This is a genomic window from Amycolatopsis sp. NBC_01307 (assembly GCF_035975215.1).
Lineage (GTDB): Bacteria > Actinomycetota > Actinomycetes > Mycobacteriales > Pseudonocardiaceae > Amycolatopsis.
Genome location: NZ_CP108403.1, coordinates 2,727,697 through 2,744,803, shown reverse-complemented (window position 1 = coordinate 2,744,803; position 17,107 = coordinate 2,727,697). Strand labels below are relative to the sequence as shown.

15 protein-coding genes are annotated in these 17,107 nt (G+C 72.2%); 9 read left to right on the top strand and 6 right to left on the bottom strand.

Annotation, left to right across the window (positions count from 1 at the left end; translation table 11 throughout):
- Window positions 1-125: 125 nt before the first annotated feature.
- The 3 genes from OG439_RS12105 (at window position 126) to OG439_RS12095 (ending at window position 5,161) form a co-directional block, all read left to right on the top strand.
- Window positions 126-1,517, top strand: a complete 1,392-nt coding sequence (locus tag OG439_RS12105) for an amino acid permease (RefSeq protein ID WP_326949484.1) — start codon at window positions 126-128, stop codon at window positions 1,515-1,517.
- Between the two features lie 148 nt (window positions 1,518-1,665).
- Window positions 1,666-4,479 carry a glycoside hydrolase family 2 TIM barrel-domain containing protein gene (locus OG439_RS12100; RefSeq protein WP_326949483.1) on the top strand — a complete coding sequence of 938 codons (2,814 nt, stop codon included), beginning with the start codon at window positions 1,666-1,668 and terminating at the stop codon, window positions 4,477-4,479.
- Between the two features lie 61 nt (window positions 4,480-4,540).
- The gene (locus OG439_RS12095; RefSeq protein ID WP_326949482.1) at window positions 4,541-5,161 is read left to right on the top strand and encodes a hypothetical protein; all 621 of its coding nucleotides are present in this window, start codon (window positions 4,541-4,543) and stop codon (window positions 5,159-5,161) included.
- Between the two features lie 18 nt (window positions 5,162-5,179).
- Here the strand turns inward: OG439_RS12095 and OG439_RS12090 are convergent, their stop codons facing one another.
- Entirely contained in the window at window positions 5,180-5,869 is a 690-nt protein-coding gene (locus OG439_RS12090; protein ID WP_326949481.1) for a TetR family transcriptional regulator, read from the bottom strand.
- Window positions 5,870-5,960: 91 nt separating this feature from the next.
- Between OG439_RS12090 and OG439_RS12085 the strand changes: the two genes are divergently transcribed.
- Window positions 5,961-7,106, top strand: coding sequence for an FAD-dependent monooxygenase (locus OG439_RS12085; protein ID WP_326949480.1), 1,146 nt, complete (start codon window positions 5,961-5,963; stop codon window positions 7,104-7,106).
- 20 nt (window positions 7,107-7,126) lie between these two features.
- Here the strand turns inward: OG439_RS12085 and OG439_RS12080 are convergent, their stop codons facing one another.
- Window positions 7,127-7,804 (bottom strand): NUDIX hydrolase, encoded by a 678-nt coding sequence (locus OG439_RS12080; RefSeq protein WP_247051633.1) that lies wholly within the window; start codon window positions 7,802-7,804, stop codon window positions 7,127-7,129.
- 84 nt (window positions 7,805-7,888) lie between these two features.
- Between OG439_RS12080 and OG439_RS12075 the strand changes: the two genes are divergently transcribed.
- From OG439_RS12075 to OG439_RS12055, 5 genes are all read left to right on the top strand, one after another.
- Window positions 7,889-8,890 carry an SPFH domain-containing protein gene (locus OG439_RS12075; RefSeq protein ID WP_326949479.1) on the top strand — a complete coding sequence of 334 codons (1,002 nt, stop codon included), beginning with the start codon at window positions 7,889-7,891 and terminating at the stop codon, window positions 8,888-8,890.
- Window positions 8,887-9,756, top strand: a complete 870-nt coding sequence (locus OG439_RS12070; protein WP_326949478.1) for a hypothetical protein — start codon at window positions 8,887-8,889, stop codon at window positions 9,754-9,756. The genes OG439_RS12075 and OG439_RS12070 overlap by 4 nt, the downstream gene beginning before the upstream one ends.
- Window positions 9,757-9,846: 90 nt before the next feature.
- Window positions 9,847-10,149 (top strand): DUF6403 family protein, encoded by a 303-nt coding sequence (locus OG439_RS12065; RefSeq protein WP_326949477.1) that lies wholly within the window; start codon window positions 9,847-9,849, stop codon window positions 10,147-10,149.
- Between the two features lie 22 nt (window positions 10,150-10,171).
- Window positions 10,172-11,512 carry a hypothetical protein gene (locus tag OG439_RS12060; protein ID WP_326949476.1) on the top strand — a complete coding sequence of 447 codons (1,341 nt, stop codon included), beginning with the start codon at window positions 10,172-10,174 and terminating at the stop codon, window positions 11,510-11,512.
- Window positions 11,509-12,378, top strand: coding sequence for a hypothetical protein (locus tag OG439_RS12055; RefSeq protein ID WP_326949475.1), 870 nt, complete (start codon window positions 11,509-11,511; stop codon window positions 12,376-12,378). Before OG439_RS12060 ends, OG439_RS12055 begins: the two co-directional genes overlap by 4 nt.
- On the opposite strand, the gene OG439_RS12050 is transcribed toward OG439_RS12055, so the two are convergent.
- The 4 genes from OG439_RS12050 to OG439_RS12035 form a co-directional block, all read right to left on the bottom strand.
- Window positions 12,366-14,588 (bottom strand): glycoside hydrolase family 15 protein, encoded by a 2,223-nt coding sequence (locus OG439_RS12050; protein WP_326949474.1) that lies wholly within the window; start codon window positions 14,586-14,588, stop codon window positions 12,366-12,368. The two genes, OG439_RS12055 and OG439_RS12050, sit on opposite strands and share 13 nt — an antisense overlap.
- A gap of 301 nt (window positions 14,589-14,889) precedes the next feature.
- The gene (locus OG439_RS12045; protein ID WP_326949473.1) at window positions 14,890-15,588 is read right to left on the bottom strand and encodes a TetR/AcrR family transcriptional regulator; all 699 of its coding nucleotides are present in this window, start codon (window positions 15,586-15,588) and stop codon (window positions 14,890-14,892) included.
- A gap of 35 nt (window positions 15,589-15,623) precedes the next feature.
- Complete coding sequence (locus OG439_RS12040; protein ID WP_326949472.1) at window positions 15,624-16,724, bottom strand: glycerate kinase; 1,101 nt, start codon at window positions 16,722-16,724, stop codon at window positions 15,624-15,626.
- Entirely contained in the window at window positions 16,721-17,098 is a 378-nt protein-coding gene (locus tag OG439_RS12035; RefSeq protein WP_326949471.1) for an allophanate hydrolase-related protein, read from the bottom strand. Before OG439_RS12035 ends, OG439_RS12040 begins: the two co-directional genes overlap by 4 nt.
- Between the last annotated feature and the right edge of the window lie 9 nt (window positions 17,099-17,107).

The window sequence follows — 17,107 nt, the reverse complement described above, 5'->3', positions numbered from 1 at the left end:
AAGGTGATCTTGTCAAATCGAAACGGGAAACACGCGGGAAACCATCGAGGTGATCTCTCGCACACCTTAAGTCTTCCTTAGTGTGCTTGGTCACTTGCGGCTAACGCCTCTAGCGTCTGGCAACCATGGATTCCTCGCTGCTCACCGAAAAAGGTGAAAGCTACTCGAAAGCGCTCGGCAACCGCCAAGTGCAGATGATCGCCATCGGCGGCGCGATCGGTGTCGGGCTCTTCCTCGGCGCCGGCGGCAAGCTCCACCAGGTCGGTCCGTCGCTGGTCCTCTCCTACGCGATCTGCGGGGTGGCCGCCTACTTCGTGATGCGCGCGCTCGGCGAGCTCGTGCTGCACGAGCCGAGCTCCGGCAGTTTCGTCACCTACGCCCGGAAGTTCATCGGGCCGTGGGCCGGCTTCGCCTCCGGCTGGATGTACTGGGTGAACTGGGCGATGACCGGCATCGCGGAGATCACCGCGGTCGCGATCTACGTCCACAAGTGGCTGCCGGACGTGCCCCAGTGGATCACCGCCCTGGTCGCCCTCGGCGTCCTGCTGGCCGTGAACCTGGTCTCGGTGAAGCTGTTCGGTGAGCTGGAGTTCTGGTTCTCGGTGGTCAAGGTGCTGGCCATCGTCGTCTTCCTGATCACCGCGCTCGGGCTGGTGTTCACCAGCGCCGACATCGGCGGTACCCCGGCGGGCGTGCACAACCTGACCGACCACAGTGGATTCTTCCCGGCCGGCATCGGCGTCGCCCTGATGACGCTGCAGGCGGTCATCTTCGCCTACTCGGCCATCGAGGTCGTCGGCATCGCGGCCGGCGAAACGAAGAATCCGCGCCAGGTCCTGCCCAAGGCGATCAACGGCGTGGTCTGGCGGATCGGCGTGTTCTACGTCGGTTCGGTGCTGATGCTGGCGATGCTGCTGCCCTGGCCGTTCTACAACGGCGACGAGAGCCCGTTCGTGACGGTGTTCAGCCGCCTCGGCATCCCGGGCATCGGCGACGTGATGAACGCCGTCGTGCTGACCGCGGCGCTCTCCAGCGTCAACTCCGGGCTCTACTCGACCGGCCGGATCCTGCGCTCGCTGGCCGACAAGGGCGAGGCGCCGGCGTTCGTCGGCCGGATGAACCGCCGGCAGGTCCCCTACGGCGGCATCATGTTCACCTCGATCGCCTACCTGCTCGGCGTGGTGCTGAACTACCTGGTGCCGAAGGAGGCGTTCGACATCGCCATCGCGATCGCGTCACTGGGCGTGATCACGACGTGGGCGACGCTGATCTTCTGCCAGATGCGGCTGCGCCAGGCGGCGCTGCGCGGCGAGCTGGAGCGGCCCTCGTACCGGATGCCATGGGCGCCGTACTCCGGCTGGGCGACGCTGGCGTTCCTCGCCCTGGTGGTGGTGCTGATGGGCTTCTCCGACGGCGCCGAGAAAATCGCGTTCTACTCGATCCCGGTGCTGGCGATCGTGCTCGCGGTCGGCTGGCGGGTCATCTCGAAACGCCGCGAACGCGTCCCGGCCGAATAACAGCCGGGTGAGCGAAGGCCTCCTCGACGGCAATCCCGAGCCGCCGAGGAGGCCTTCCCGCATTCCGGCGGGCATACTCGGACGTCGGCAGGTGGGGATCCACGACGTCGCCCGCACGGCCGGCGCCATGAAGGGCTGAAGGGACGTCATGTCGTACGTCGAAGACCCGGGCCCCGGCCACGGCTCGGTGCCGCCGCGCGCGGCCTTCACCTCCGACGCGCCGGCGCTGTCGCTGAGCGGCACCTGGCGGTTCCGGCTCTTCTCCGCCGTCGCCGCCGCGCCGGCCGGCGTCGAGCGCGACGACTTCGACGACTCGGCGTGGGACGAACTCCCGGTGCCGTCGATGTGGCAGCTCCACGGGTACGGCAAGCCCGCCTACACGAACGTGCGGTACCCGTTCCCGGTCGACCCGCCGCACGTGCCGTCGGCCAACCCGACCGGCGACCACCGGCGGCGGTTCGACCTGCCCGCGTCGTGGCCCGCCGGGCCCGCGATGCTGCGCTTCGACGGGATCGACTCGTGCGCGCGGATCTGGCTCAACGGCGTCGAGCTCGGCGTCACGAAGGGCAGCCGGCTGCCCGCGGAGTTCGAGGTCGGGCCGCTGCTGCGGCCGCGGGACAACGTCCTGGCCGTGCGCGTGCACCAGTGGTCGGCCGGCAGTTACCTCGAAGACCAGGACATGTGGTGGCTGTCGGGGATCTTCCGCGACGTCACGCTGCTCGCCCGGCCGGTCGGCGGGATCGGCGACTACTGGCTCCGCGCGGATTACGACCACACGACCGGCCTCGGCACGGTCCGCGTCGAGATCGAGGCCGACGCGCTGCTCGCTATCCCCGAGTTGGGGGTGTCGGCTCACCCGGCCGGGTTACCGCTGGAGCTGCCGGTCGAGCCGTGGAGCGCGGAGTCGCCGCGGCTGTACGACGGCTCGCTGTCGACGTCGGCCGAACGGGTGCCGGTGCGGATCGGGTTCCGGACCGTGGCGATCGACGACGGCCTGCTGAAGGTCAACGGCCGCCGGCTGCTGCTGCGCGGCGTGAACCGGCACGAGCACCACCCGCGCACCGGCCGGGCCGTGCCCCGCGACGTCGCCCTGGCCGACGTCCTGCTCATGAAGCGGCACAACGTCAACGCCGTCCGGACCAGCCACTACCCGCCGGATCCGGCGTTCCTCGAGCTGTGCGACGAGTACGGCCTCTGGGTGATCGACGAGTGCGACCTGGAGACGCACGGCTTCGAGCCGCTGGAGTGGGAGCGCAACCCGAGCGCCGACCCGGCGTGGGAAGACGCCTACCTCGACCGGATGCGGCGCACGGTCGAGCGGGACAAGAACCGGCCGAGCGTGATCCTCTGGTCGCTCGGCAACGAGAGCCACACCGGGCCGAACCTCGAGCGGATGGCCGAGTGGACGCGCCACCGTGACCCGACCCGGCCGGTGCACTACGAAGGCGACCACGACTGCTCCTATGTGGACGTCCACAGCCGGATGTACGCGACCCACGCCGAGGTCGAGTCGATCGGGCTTCGCGAGGACGTCGACCCGCGGCGGCGTGACCTGCCGTTCCTGCTCTGCGAATACGGTCACGCGATGGGCAACGGCCCGGGCGGGCTGCTGGAGTACCGGGAGCTGTTCGAGCGGTACCCGAACTGCCAGGGCGGGTTCGTCTGGGAGTGGCTCGACCACGGGTTGCTCGTCGGCGACCACTTCGCCTACGGCGGCGACTTCGGCGAAGCGATCCACGACGGCAACTTCGTCATCGACGGGCTCGTCTTCCCGGACCGGACGCCGTCGCCGGGGCTGGTGGAGTTCGCCAAGATCATCGAGCCGGTCCGGATCGAGGCCGCTCCCGGCGGGATCCGGGTGTCGAACTACTACGACTTCGTGAGCACCGCGCACCTCACGTTCACCTGGGTCTTGGAGTCCGAGGGAATCCCGGTCGAGGAAGGCATTCTCGACGTTCCGACCGTCCAATCCGGACAAAGCGCGCTGGTGCCCCTCCCTCGGTTGCCCGCGACCGGCGGTGAATCCTGGCTGACGGTTTCGGCGTCGCTGACGTCGGGTGCTTCGTGGGCTCCGGCCGGACACGTCGTCGGCTGGGGTCAGCTGCCGGTGTCGCCCGCGCCCGCTGTGGTGTGGCCGGTGGGTCGCGGCCCGGTGTTCCGCACCGGCGGGCGGCTGCGGCTGGGCGTCGGCGAGTTCGACCCGGTGACCGGCCGGCTGATCGCGCTCGGCGGCCATCCGGTGCGGGGGCCGCGGCTGGACGTCTGGCGGGCGACCACGGACAACGACCGCGCCGAGTCGGCTTCGGAGTGGTGGGAGGCGGGACTGCACCGGCTGCAGCACCGGGTGATCGCCGTCGACGCCGACGGCGACGACCTGGTCGTGCGGACCCGGGTGGCGCCGCCGGCGCAGGCGTCCGGGCTGCTCACGGACTACACGTGGACGGCGCTCGGCGATCGGCTGCGGCTGCGCGTCGAGATCACGCCCGACGGTCTGGCGGGCACGCTCCCCCGGCTCGGCCTGACGATGGCCGTCCCGGGCGCGTTCGGCTCGGCCGAGTGGTTCGGCGGCGGCCCCGGCGAGGCGTACCCGGACAGCCGCCAGGCGGCGCGGATCGGGCGGTTCTCCCGCGGCGTCGACGACCTGCAGACGCCGTACGTCTTCCCGCAGGAGAACGGCAACCGCGTCGACGTCCGCTGGCTGCGGCTGACCGACGCGGAAGGCACCGGAATCCGCGTCGACGGCGATCCGGCGTTCGACTTCACGGCCCGCCGCTGGACGTCGGCCGCGCTCGAAGCCGCACGGCACACGTCCGATCTGGTGGCCGGCGACCTGGTGCACCTCACGCTGGACGTCGCCCAGCACGGCCTGGGGTCGGCGTCCTGCGGGCCGGGGGTGCTGCCGCGGTATCGGCTTCAGGTGCGGAAGACGGAGTTCACGCTCGGGTTCGGTGTCGCAAATTGAGACCGCCGGGGCGCGCCGGATGCGGTGTGGTGGAGGCTCAGACCGTCAGGAGCGTGCCCGGATGACCCAGCCCACGACCGCCCCTTCCACCGCCCGGTTGCTGGCGACGCCCGGCGCCTTGGGCCTGGCCGACCTCGTCGGGATCTTCGACGACCTGCAGTTCGTGCTCAAGTGCTGCGAACGTCTCGTCGCCGAGCTGGAACGGCCTCCGGGCCGGCTGGACGCCGTGCTGATCGAGTCGCTGTGGGTGTCCGCGCTGAACTCGTACGCGCGCTGCTTCCACACCGGCGACCGCGGCATGGGCCTGACCGTTGAGGACGTCAAGGCCACCGAGGTGCCGGGGGAGGTCGCCGAGTGGCACGAGCTGCTCGGCCGGATCCGCGACTTCGCGATCGACGGCGCGACCAACCCGCGTGAGGACTACTCGGTCGGCGTCTCACAATCCGAGTCCGGCCAGGCCGCGGGCATCGTCATCACGTCGGCCGTCCGGCCGCTGGTGGACGACGTCACGGTCCGCCAGACCGGCCGGCTGGCCTTCGAGCTGAGCCGGCTGGTCGACGAGCGGATCAAGGAACAGCAGCAGAAGGTCTTCACGGCCGCCGAGCGGATGACGCCGGAGCAGCTCACGGCGCTGCCGGCCATCGAGGTCGCGGTGGACCCGGCCACGGCGCCGTCTCAATAAGTCTCATAAGTCGTCTCACTATTCCGCGTCCGGCAGGTGCCGGTAGATCGTCGCGCGGGAGACGCCCAGCGCCGTCGCGATGTCGGCTGCCGAGTGGCCGGCGTCGTAGAGGCGGTGGGCCGCCTCCACCGTCTCGGGGCTCATCACGCTCGGTCGCCCCCGGCGGCCGCGAGCAGCCGCCGGCGTGCCGAACAGCCGGGCGACGCCGTCGAGGATCGTGGCTCGCAGCTCGTCGGTCGGGGCGTCGGCGAACAGGACCACCGGGTCGCTGAGCATCGCGATCGCCTGTGCCGCGCGGACCCGCGCCGCCAGGTCCGCGGCCGGGCCCGCGACCAGCACGTTCGCCTTCAGCATGCCGTCGCGGAAGCGCTCGAACACCGCTTTCGACGCCGTCAGGCCGAGGTCGCGCAGGTTCATCCGCAGCAGGTACCGGTGGCTCAGCCACACGTCGAGAACCCCCTCGATCGCCGCGGCGCGCGGGTCGGCGGCGGCCTCGGCCTTCCCCATCGTCGCTTCGAGGTCGTCGAGCAGCGGCTCGGCCAGCGCCGTCACGATGTCGGCCTTGCCGGGGAAGTGGTAGAGCACCGCGGTCTTGGTCACGCCGACGCGTTCGGCCAGCTCACGCACCGAGGTCGCGTGGTAGCCGCGCTCCGAGAACTCCTCCAGTGCGGCGCGCAGGATACGGGCGCGGGTGTCGGCCTCCGTCATCCCCCGAGCCTAGCCGCTTGCCTGACCGTCGGACAGTGGCGTACCTTCGGGACTGACCGATGGTCAGGAACATCATCCAGGGGGTACCACCATGAACGAGCAGACGGTATTGATCTCCGGCGCCGGCATCGCCGGGCCGACACTGGCCTACTGGCTGGCCCGCGCGGGCTACCGGCCGACCGTCGTCGAACGCGCCAAGGGGCTGCGGTCGAGCGGCAGCCCGGTCGACGTCCGCGGCCCCGCCACCCACGTCGCGGCCGAGATGGGCCTCACCGGGAAGCTGCGCGAAGCGAGCACCGACGTCACGGCGTTGAAGTTCGTCGACGACGCGGGCCGGCGCACCGGCCGGGTGGCCATGAGTGTGCTGGGCAGCGGCGACGACGTCGAGCTGTCGCGCACGGACCTCGCGGCCATCCTTTATGAGACGGCCGCCGACCGCGCCGAGTTCGTCTTCCACGACTCGATCACCGAGCTGCACCAGGACGACGGCGGCGTCGACGTCACCTTCGAGCGGGGTGCCCCGCGGCGGTTCGACCTGGTGATCGGCGCCGACGGCCTGCACTCGGGCGTGCGGCGGCTGGCGTTCGGGCCGGAGCACGCGTTCGTCGAGCACATGGGCGTCTACATCGCGACGCTGCCGCTGGCCGAGCCGCCGGCCGACCGCACGGAACTGGTCATGTACAACTCGCCGGGCCGCGCGGTCGCCGTCCACCCGTCGCGCGGCCACGCGATCGCGGCGTTCATGTTCCGCGGCGCCGAGGTGCCGGGCTTCGACTACCGGAACACCGCGCTGCACAAGGAAATGCTCGCCGAGGCGTACGCGGGCACGGGCTGGCGCGTCCCCGAGCTGCTGGCGCAGGTGCGCGACGCGGACGACCTGTACTTCGACTCGGTGAGCCGTGTCCGGATGGACAGCTGGGCGGCGGGCCGGATCGTCCTGGCGGGCGACGCGGCCTCGTGCGTCTCCCTCTTCGGCGACGGCTCGACACTGGCGATGGCGGGCGCGTACACCCTGGCTCAGGAGCTGGGCCGGACGCCGGGCGACCCGGCGGCGGCGTTCCGGCGGTACGAAGCCGAACACCGCAAGCTGGTGGAACCCAAGCAGCGCAACGTCTCGGCGGCCGCGGCCATGCTGATCCCGGCTACGCGCCGGGGTCTGGTGGCCCGCAACCTCGGCACGCGCCTGATGCCGCTGGTGTCCGCGGCCCGCCGGCTCGTGCCCGCGCGGGCGGCGTAGCCGGACCAGAAGGCTGAGCGTCAACCGCGCAGCATCGGTGGGTAGAGCAGCTCCGCCTTGCCCCGCCGGTACAGCTGGGCCGGGCGGCCGCCGTCGCGGGTGGTCGTCCGGCCCGTCGGCTCCAGGAGGCCGTCCGCGCCCGTCACCTTGCGGTGGAAGTTGCGGGGGTCGAGGCGGGTGTCCCAGACCAGCTCGTACACCCGGCGCAGCTCCGCGACCGTGAACTCCGGCGGGCAGAACGCCGTCGCCAGCGGTGAGTACTCCAGCTTCGCGCGGGCGCGCTCCAGGCCGTCGGCGAGGATCCGGTCGTGGTCGAACGCCAGGCTTTCGCCCGCCAGGGAGCGGACCGGGGCCCAGCGCGCGTCCGCCGCGTCGGTGCCCGCGCGCGGGGTCGGGAGGTCCGGGGCCAGCGCCAGGTAGGCCACCGTGACGACGCGCATCCGCGGGTCGCGGTCCGGGGCGCCGTAGCCGGCGAGCTGTTCGATGTGGACGGTGCCCGGCGCCAAGCCCGTCTCCTCCGCCAGTTCGCGGCGGGCCGCTTCCTCGAGGTCCTCGTCCGCGCGGACGAAGCCGCCGGGCAGCGCCCAGCCGCCGAGGAACGGCGCCACTCCCCTGCGGACCAGGAGGGCGCACAGCTCGTCCCCGGTCAGGGTGAGCACGACGAGGTCGGCGGTAACGGCGAACGGTGGGTGACCCATGCCACCACCCTAGCCGGTAATCGTCAGCTTGACGATTAGACCGTCCACCCCATATCGTCAGGCCGACGATAAGAGGAGGTCCTCATGGCCGACATCAACCGCCGGTTCGGGTTCCGGCACCTGCGCGGCGCCCCGACCGTGCACATCCGCCACTACCGCCGCGGCAAGCTCGCGCACGACGGGCTCGGGCTGTCGTTCTGGTACCGGCCGCTCACGGCGGTCGTCTCGGAGGTCCCGGTCGACGACCGCGAGCTGCCGCTGCTGTTCCACGCCCGCACGGCCGACTTCCAGGACGTCACCGTGCAGCTCGCGCTGACCTTCCGGATCGTGGACCCGGCGCTGGCCGCGCAGCGGATCGACTTCTCGATCGACCCCGACACCGGGCGCTGGAGAAGCGACCCGCTGGCCCAGATCAGCGGGCTGCTCACCGAGAACGTCCAGCAGTACGCGGTCGAGGTGCTCACCCGCACTCCCCTGGCCACCGCGCTCGTCGACGGCGTCGGCGCGGTCCGCGACCGGATCCGCGCCGCGCTCGCCGACGAGGACACACGCCTCTCGCAGACCGGCTCGGCGGTCCTCGACGTCCGCGTCGTCTCCATCCGCGCCGAGCCGGAGGTCGAGAAGGCCCTACAGACGACCGCGCGGGAGAAGGTGCAACAGGAAGCCGACCGGGCGACGTTCGAGCGGCGCGCGCTGGCCGTCGAACGCGAGCGGGCGATCAGCGAGAACGAGCTGCAGAGCCAGATCGAGCTGGCCCGCCGCGAGGAGCAGCTGCTCGCCCAGCGCGGCGCGAACGCCCGGCGTCAGGCCGAGGAGGCCGCGCAGGCGAACCGGATCGACACCGAGGCGCAGGCGTCGCGGGAAGAGCGGCTGACGCAGGTGAAGGCCGACGGCCAGCGCGCGCTCGGCGAGGCCGCGGCGGCCGGCGAGGCGGCCCGGCTCGCGGCGTACCGCGACCTGCCCGAAGGCGTGCTCACCGGGCTGGCGCTCAAGGAGCTGGCCGGGAACCTGCCGAAGATCGACAGCCTGGTGCTCACGCCGGACCTGCTCACGCCGCTGCTGACCAAGCTCGGCGTGCGGTCGTGAGCCTCGCCCCGCGCGTGGTGCTGGTGCACCGGCGCACCGAGCTCGACGAGCTGCTCGCCCGGCACGGCACCCGCGGCCAGGCCGAGTTCTTCCTGCGCACGCGCGGGCGTGACCTGGCCGAGGTGACGGAGGCGGACGCCGCAGTACGCACGGCTCTGTCCACGGCGTCGGCGGCGATCCCGCTCGACTGGCGCCGCGGCGAGGTCGAACGCGGCGACCTCTCGCGGTTCCTGTTCACCCCGGAGGACGTCGTCGTCGTGGTCGGTCAGGACGGGCTGGTCGCCAACGTCGCCAAGTACCTCGACGGCCAGCCGGTCGTCGGGATCGCGCCGGGCGCGCCCGGGGTGCTGGTGCGGCACCCGGCCGCGGCGGTCGCGGACCTGGTGCGCGCCACCGGGAACGTCGAGCACCGGACGATGGCCGAGTTCACCGCGGACGACGGCCAGCGACTGCTGGCGCTCAACGAGATCTACCTCGGCCACGCCGGGCACCAGACGGCCCGCTACCGGCTGGGGGTCGGTGGCAGGCCGACGGAACGCCAGGCGTCGTCGGGGATCCTGGTCGGGACGGGCACCGGCGCGACGGGCTGGTGCGGCTCGGTGTGGCAGGAACGCCGCAGCCCGCTGCGCCTGCCCGCGCCCGGCGAGGCGCGGCTGGTCTGGTTCGTGCGCGAGGCGTGGCCGTCGCCGACGACCGGGACGTCGCACACCGAAGGCGAGCTGACGTCGGCGCCGCTGACGATCGAGGTCGAGTCGGACCGCCTGGTCGCGTTCGGCGACGGCCTCGAGACGGACAGCGTCACCCTCACCCGCGGCCAGAGCGCGAGGTTCGTCCCGGCCGCGAAGACCGTCCACTTGGTCCGGTGATCTTCTGGGACACGATGCGGCAACGTTGTCACATTCCCCAGCCACGCCAGCCAGAATGATCTCCTCCCCGACTAGCGGAGGTGGACCGGGATGACGTGGGTGGTGTGGGTGGTCGCCGTGGTGGTGGTCGTCGTCGCCGGGGCCGGGGTGGTCGCCGTGCCGCGGCTGCGGGACCGGGACCTGCGCCGGCGGACCGCCTGGTCGGCCGCGCGGGCCGCGATCGACAGCGCCGCCGTGAGCCGCGACGCCGCGACGACGTCCCAGCCGGAAGCCGAGCAGCTCCTCGCCCGCGCCGAGACCCTCGCCGCCGCGCACGGCGGGCCGCGGGCGGCCGAGTCGGCCCACGACCACGCCGTCCGGGCCGACGAACTGTGGCGGGCCGCCCGTGACTGAGCCGACTGTGACGAAGCAGCCCGTGATTAGGCACTGGCCGGACCGGGTGCGGTGGATCCTGCTCGCCGTGGCCGTCGTCGTGCTGGTGGCGTTCCTCCTGGTGCAGAAGCAGAGCACCCAGGTCAGCTACGGCCAGGCGCCCGCCGGCGCCGACCCGATCCCGGAGGGTTCCGCGGGTGAGCTGAGCGGCGCGACCATCCCGTCCACCGAGCAGCTGACGGCGATGGTCAAGGCCGCGCCCGTCGTGCGGCTGCCCGGCTCGATCGCGACCTGGGACGACCAGGCCGTGAAGGCCGCGGCCGGCAGCGCCGGGGCCCGCATCCTCGTCGCGCCGCCCGGGCTCAAGAAGGACGACAGCGCCCGGCTGCGGGACGTCGACGACGCGACCGTCCGCGTCATCGGCACCGAGGTCAGCGGCGGCGTCCTCCAGGCCTCGGCCGACCGCGCGGGCGAGTGGATCCGGCAGTTCGCCACCGGCGACGTCACCGAGTCGCTGACCACCCTGGTCGCCCACCTCAACCACCAGCCGGACGCGCCCGACCAGCCCGCGCTCGCCCGGCGCGACCCGACCGCCGGCGAACTGACCGCGGCCACCGCGGCGCTCCAGAGCACCGGCCGGTTCATCGCGCCGGGAGCGACGATGAAGGACGTCCCGGCGTCGACGGCGGCGTTCCCCGGCGCCCAGCCGCTGTACGTCGCACTGCCGCAGCAGCCGGCCGGTCAGCCGCTGATCCACTACGGCCCGGCGCTGGCCAAGGAGTTCCCCGGCCGCCCGATCGTGGCGATGTACGGCTCGTGGGTGGAGTACGACGGGCCGTCGGCCGCCGCGTTCGCCGACGTCGCCACGGCCAGTTTCTACGGCCAGTTCGGCGACCGGCTCAGCGAGTACGCCTACCCCCAGCGCAACGTCCTGGGCGCCTGGCTCGACCGCGTCACGGCCATCCGCTACGCCGGGCTGTTCGACCGCCCGCTGCCCTACGTGCCGTTCGACCCCGTCCGCGTCGCGCTGCCCGCGCTGCCGTGGCTCTTCGCCGCCTGCGCGGTCGGGTTCCTCGCCCTGTCGGCGCGCAAGGTGCTGCGGCCCGGCCGGCCCGGCACCGGGGTCGGCGTACCCGCCCGGCTCGCCGGTCTGACCGCACTGGCCGTGGAGATCTCGGGCCTCACCGGCGGCGCGTCGGACGCGTCGCTCACCCGCGGGATCACCCAGCTGACGGCGGCCCGCGAAGCGTTCGACCAGAAGCTGCCGGACAAGCACGTACACGGTCTGCTCGACGCGGCCGAGTCCGATTTGGACACCACCGCCGAGCTGCTGGGCCGCGCGGACTACCGGCCGGCCGCGTTTCTGCAGGGGAGGCTCGCGTGAAACGGTTCTTCCGCAGCGCGTTCGGCGTCGCGGTGCTCGGCTGCCTCGTGCTGGCGGGCTGGGCGGTGTGGTCTGCGGGCGTGTTCGACTCACCCGTCGCCCGGCAGCTGCGGACGTCGTCGGTGTACGCCGCGCCCGGCGTCGCGATCGACCAGGCCGCCGCGGAACGCGTGATCGGCAACCGGCGGCTGACCGTCGCGTTCCTCGAGCCGGGCACCGACCTGAGCGACGCGTGCGACAGCGTGTCCGGCGCGGCCGACGGCACCCTCGCCCTGATGCTCAGCCGCGATGGCGACGACTTCGAGAAGTACGGCTGCTCCCAGCTGCCGGACAAGGACGACGAGAACTTCGGCAAGGCGTTCGTCGCGGAGTCGATGATCGGCAACGGCATCGACGCGTTCACGAACAACCCGGTCGACGCGCTGAAAGTGGCGGTCGTCAACTACGACCTGCTGGTCCGCTCCGGCGCGATCCCCGACGGCGGCCGCACGGTCAGCCCGTCCCTGCCGCGCTACCTCGTCGCGGTGGCCGCGATCGCGGCCGTGCTCCTGGGTGCGGCCGCGCTCTACCTGGCCGCCCGCCGGACCGCCCGCACGGCGCTGGCCCGTCAGGAACGCCGTGACGCCGAAGCGGACGCGCGAACCGAACTGTCGGCGGCGGCCGCGGTCCTCGCCCAGGAGATCATCGACCTGGACAAGCGGTACGCGCGGGAGAAGGCCAAGAGCAAGTTCGTCCGCGGCTACCGGAGTCTCGTGTCGGACTACACGAATCTGCTGCCGGACCTCGGTCAGGAGACGCCCGAGCTGCGGGCCCGGGTCGAGAAGCTGCTGACCCGGGCCCGGAAGCTGGCCGCTCAGGTGCCGTAACGGGCCTTGACGATCGACGGCGTGTCGAGGTTGTGGCCCGCGTCCATGTTCTGCGCGAGCCGGAGGTACTGGCCCTCGGCCCACATCAGCGGGCCCGCGCTGCCGGTCGGGCGGCCGAGGCCGAAGCAGCCGACGTCGGCGCGGTCCCAGACCTGCTCGGGCACGAAGTAGCCGTCGTTGGCCGAGTCCGCCATCGACTTGAGGTACACCGCCGCCGAGCGGCCGTTGGCCAGCTCGTACTGGCCGCGCTCCCCCGACAGCACCGGCCACAGCCGGCCGAACCGCTGCGCGCCGCCCGCGGGCCAGCCACTGCAGTTCGACGTGCTCTCGCCGTAGTTGTCGTGGGCGTACCGGTGGAAGTAGACGTCGCCGTTGGGCAGCGTCACCTGCACCGTCGAGTTGCCGTCGGACGCGGCGGCGGTCGGGGCGACCGAGTTCGCGATCGTGGTGTCGTTCGCCGACCGGATGCCGAGGCGGACCAGGTCCAGGAACCCGAAGTCCGTGACGTCGTGCTCGTAGAAGCAGCCTTCGTCGAAGCAGATCGTGCCCGTGTCGTTCGGGTTGCCGCTGCGGTCGAGGCGTTCGTAGTAGGTGTGGCCGCCCCAGTAACCGGACGTCGTGACCGTCCAGCCCACCAGGGAGTTGCGCCAGGAGTCCGCGGTGGACTCCCACGACGTCGCGCTCGCGGTGTCGCCGTTGGCCCGCGCGATCGCGCCGGCCGCGACGAGCCCGGCGATCTCGGCGGCGATCGACGACGGCGACTTGCCGTACTGCTCCTCCCACCGCTCGGTGGTGTCCGGGCCGGTCGCGACGATGTGATTGGCCGTCGTCTTGACCTTGGCGTAGGTCGAGGCGTCGGTGACGCCGGTCAGCCAGGCCAGCAGGATCGCGTCGGCGTCCTGGTCGAGCTGCTCGCAGCAGCCGAGCTGCTGCGCACTGGCCCCGGCGACGCCGGAAACCGGGCTGTAGCGCGGGAACGAACCGGCCGGGTACGTCACGCCGTCACCCGCGGTCGGGCTGCCGATCCACTGGGAGTTCCAGAGGAACTGGGCCATCCGCTTGGCCTGCGCGGCGTCGCCGGCGGCGAGCAGGCCGGTCGCCTGCTGGTAGAGGTCACGGCCCCAGACGCGGTGGTAGCCGTCGTTGAGCTGGTCGCCGTTGGTGTAGTCGCCCCACGGCGTCGCCAGGCCCGCGACGCTCGCGCCCGGGTGCTGCTTGTCCTCGGCGGTCTTGAGCGCCATCGCCGCGACGTAGTAGGCGCGACGGCGTTGGGTGTCCCCCGAAACGCTGGCAGGGGCGGGTTTCAGGCTGCCGACGTAGGAGTTCCAGCCGCTGCGATAGGCGCTCGAGGTGGCGGCGAACCCGCTGCTCAGCGACCCGCTCGCGGCCGACGTCGCGGCGGCCGCGGTGCCGCCGTAGCCGAGCGCGACGGTGAACGTGGTGTCCGCGCCGACCGGAATCTGTCCACATTGGACGACGTTGCCGGTGCCGGAGATGGTGTCGAACTGGTTGTTCAGGGTCTTGTCGGCACGCAGGTCGGTCAGGCAGTCGCTGCCCGCACCGGTGTAGCCGTCGTCGTGCGCGGTGAAGCCGGTCGAGACGCGCAGTGCGGAGACGACGGTGGTGGCCGCGCCGCCGAAGAGCGTCTCGGTGCCACTGGCCAGGAGGCCGCTGCCGTCCCACCAGGCGTTATCGTGGGCGCCGCCGCCGGCCATCGACGGGTTGGCCAGGAGGTAGAGCCGGTAGCTGCCGCCGTCGAGGGACTGGAACCGGGTGTTGGTGACGAGCGTGGCGCGGGCCGGGTCGGTGACGTAGTCGGTGGTGATCCGGTACTTCCCGCTCTTGGCGGTGTTGGTGACGGTGTATTGCAGCGCCTTCTCGTCCGGCATGGTGACGACGTGGTTGGTGTTGTCGCGTTCCAGGTCGACGAAGCTGCTCCCGTCGGTGACGACGTACTGCATGTCCTGCATGTTCGGGACGTCGGCGCGCGGGTAGAACACCTCCGACGTGACGCCGTTCGCCACGGTGAACCACACCGGGCTCGCGCTGGTCGTCGACGTGCCGAGGGCGGATTTGTTGCCCGTGGCCCAGGACGCACCACCGCCGCAGCAGTCCGTCGCCGTGCCACTCGCCAGCGCCGTGCCGGGCAGTGCGCCGGCGAGCAGAACGCTCACTCCAGCGCAGGCCAGGACCGCTTTCCAGCTGATCATCGGGACCCTCCGACGTCGTTGTCGCAATATGTTGCGGGCCGCAACATATTGGGCCACGGAGCGATGACAGGCAATGTCCGATAGTTCTGAACCGATCCAGCCCTGACGGCCGACTCGGCAACCACCCCGACACCCGAACGCCGTGTCGTCCCTCCGATCACGCGTGTCGGCTTCCTGATCACGCGTGCCGGCGTTCCCGTCACAAGGTCCACCGGGCCAGCCGTGATCAGAACGCCGGCATGCGTGTCTGGAGGGTCGACACGCGTGATCAGCGAGACGACACGGTGATTCGGTTGCCGCCTCAGGCGTCGGCGATGCGGTCCAGCCACTCGGAGAGCAGGACCCGCTCGGCGTCGGTCAACGCCGTCGTCCCGGCCAGCCCCGCCCGCAGGGCGATCGCCCGGCCCGGGAGGTCGTCCGCGCCCGACGGCGTCGACTCCTCCGTCAGGATCCGGGCCAGTACCGTCTCGCGGGCCGTCACCGACAGCTCGGGATCGCGTTCTTCGAGCGGCGTCGCGATCTGGTTCAGCACCACGCCCATGCCGGTCGCGTGGACCAGCCGCGCCGCGCGCTCGACGCTCATCCGCAGCCGGCCCGCTTCGGCGACTCGCGTGACGATGGCGTGCAGCATCGCTTCGGCCTCGCGCGCCGCCGGGGAGGTGCGGCCCGGGCGGGCGTCGCCGTACATCAGGACGTAGAACTCCGGGCGGGACAAGCCGAACTCGATGTGGAGGTCCCAGCCGCGCCGGAGGTCCTCGACCGCGTCGCCGGTCGAGCCCAGCTCGCGCTTGCTCGTCAGGTACTCGTCGAAGCCGTACGCCGCGACCGCGTCGAGCAAGCCGTCCTTGTCGCCGAACAGCCGGTACAGCGCCGGCGGCTGGACGCCCGCGGCCGCGCTCACCGCTCGGGTCGACAAACCGTCGCGGCCCTCGGCGACCAGCAGGGCCGCCGCGGCCTCGAGGATCCGCTCGCGGGTGTCCGCCGCTGTCTTCGTCGCCATGGTTCCGATGATAACAAAACCGGCGTAACGGCTGTTCAGAGCCGATCGACCGCGACCCGGTGGGCCAACCGCCGCAGCAGCGTGGAAGCGTCGGCCATGCAGCGGGCCGGGTCGGGTTCGAGGTCCGTCAGCGCGTAAGCGGCCGAAATGCCCGCGCCCGAAAGCTCCTCAGTGGACAGTTGACAGCGTCCGGCGACCGCGACGCACGGGATACCCTTGTCCGCCGCCGCCCGGGCGACGCCGGCCGGGGCCTTGCCGGACAGCGTCTGCCGGTCCAGTGATCCCTCGCCGGTGACGACCAGCGACGCACCGGCCAGGGCATCGTCGAAGCCCAGCAGCTCCAGCAGCAATCCGATGCCCGGACGCATCCGGGCACCGAGCACCGCCATCGCGGCGAACCCCACTCCCCCGGCCGCGCCCGCGCCCGGCCGCTCGGCGAACTCCGGGCCGGCGTGGGACGCCCAGTGCCGCAGCGCCTCGTCCAGCACCTCGACGTCGTCGGGCGACGCACCCTTCTGAGGCCCGTAGACCACAGCGGCACCGTTGAGACCGAACAGCGGGTTGTCGACGTCGCTCGCCAGCTCGATGTCCACTTCGGACAACCGCGGGTCCAGACCGGACAGGTCGAGCGCGGCGAGCCGGCTCAGGGCCGCCCCGCCGGGCGGCAGCTCGCGACCCGCGCCGTCCAGGAGCCGGGCGCCCAAGACCGCCAGCATCCCGGCACCGCCGTCGGTGCAGGCGCTGCCGCCCACGCCGAGGACGATCCGGCGGCACCCCGCGCGCAGGGCGGCCGCGATGACGTCACCGGTGCCCGCGCTGGTGGCCTCGAGCGGCGCCGGCGCACCGGGCAGGCGGTGCAGCCCGGACGCTTCGGCCAGCTCGACGACGGCGGTGTCGCCGCGCACCGCGTAACAGGCGGTCAGCGGCCACCCGGTCGGCCCGCGCGCCGGCACCCGGACCCGGCGGAAGCCGGCGGCGACGGCCGCGTCGACCGTGCCGTCACCGCCGTCCGCCACCGGGAGGCACTGCACCTGGAGGGCCGGGTGGACGTCGGCGAGGCCCTGGGCCACCGCCGACGCCACCTCGGCCGCGGTCAGCGACCCCTTGAACTTGTCGGGCGCGACCAGGACCCTCACGCGCTCGCCTTGTACGCCCGCCAGTCGCCGACCTCGGTGATGTCCCGCAGGGCGACATGCGAGGTGTAGGGCCGCCGCAGCAGCATCGCGAACGCCGAGCTGCCGTCGGCCAGCTCCACCACACCCAGCTCCAGCTCGTGCGGTTCGGACGGGAGCACCTTGTCCCGCAACGCGTCCAGCGAGACGTCGTACACCTCGCCGGTCACCGCCGCGCCGCCGTGCGACACCGGGTACAGCGCCGGGCACTGCTCGCCGACGGCGTAGAACCGGTACTTCGGCGCGGTCTTGGCGCTCGTCACGAAGGGCGAGCCGTCGAGCAGGTGGTGCAGCGGTTCGCCGCGCATGGCGCCGCCGTTGAAGAACATCAAGGCCACCGGGAACTC

Excerpts from the sequence above, each read along its gene's own strand:
- OG439_RS12105 (WP_326949484.1), top strand. The coding sequence starts at position 126 with ATGGATTCCTCGCTGCTCACCGAAAAAGGTGAAAGCTACTCGAAAGCG.
- OG439_RS12100 (WP_326949483.1), top strand. The coding sequence starts at position 1,666 with ATGTCGTACGTCGAAGACCCGGGCCCCGGCCACGGCTCGGTGCCGCCG.
- OG439_RS12095 (WP_326949482.1), top strand. The coding sequence starts at position 4,541 with ATGACCCAGCCCACGACCGCCCCTTCCACCGCCCGGTTGCTGGCGACG.
- OG439_RS12090 (WP_326949481.1), bottom strand. The coding sequence starts at position 5,869 with ATGACGGAGGCCGACACCCGCGCCCGTATCCTGCGCGCCGCACTGGAG.
- OG439_RS12085 (WP_326949480.1), top strand. The coding sequence starts at position 5,961 with ATGAACGAGCAGACGGTATTGATCTCCGGCGCCGGCATCGCCGGGCCG.
- OG439_RS12080 (WP_247051633.1), bottom strand. The coding sequence starts at position 7,804 with ATGGGTCACCCACCGTTCGCCGTTACCGCCGACCTCGTCGTGCTCACC.
- OG439_RS12075 (WP_326949479.1), top strand. The coding sequence starts at position 7,889 with ATGGCCGACATCAACCGCCGGTTCGGGTTCCGGCACCTGCGCGGCGCC.
- OG439_RS12065 (WP_326949477.1), top strand. The coding sequence starts at position 9,847 with ATGACGTGGGTGGTGTGGGTGGTCGCCGTGGTGGTGGTCGTCGTCGCC.
- OG439_RS12050 (WP_326949474.1), bottom strand. The coding sequence starts at position 14,588 with ATGATCAGCTGGAAAGCGGTCCTGGCCTGCGCTGGAGTGAGCGTTCTG.
- OG439_RS12045 (WP_326949473.1), bottom strand. The coding sequence starts at position 15,588 with ATGGCGACGAAGACAGCGGCGGACACCCGCGAGCGGATCCTCGAGGCC.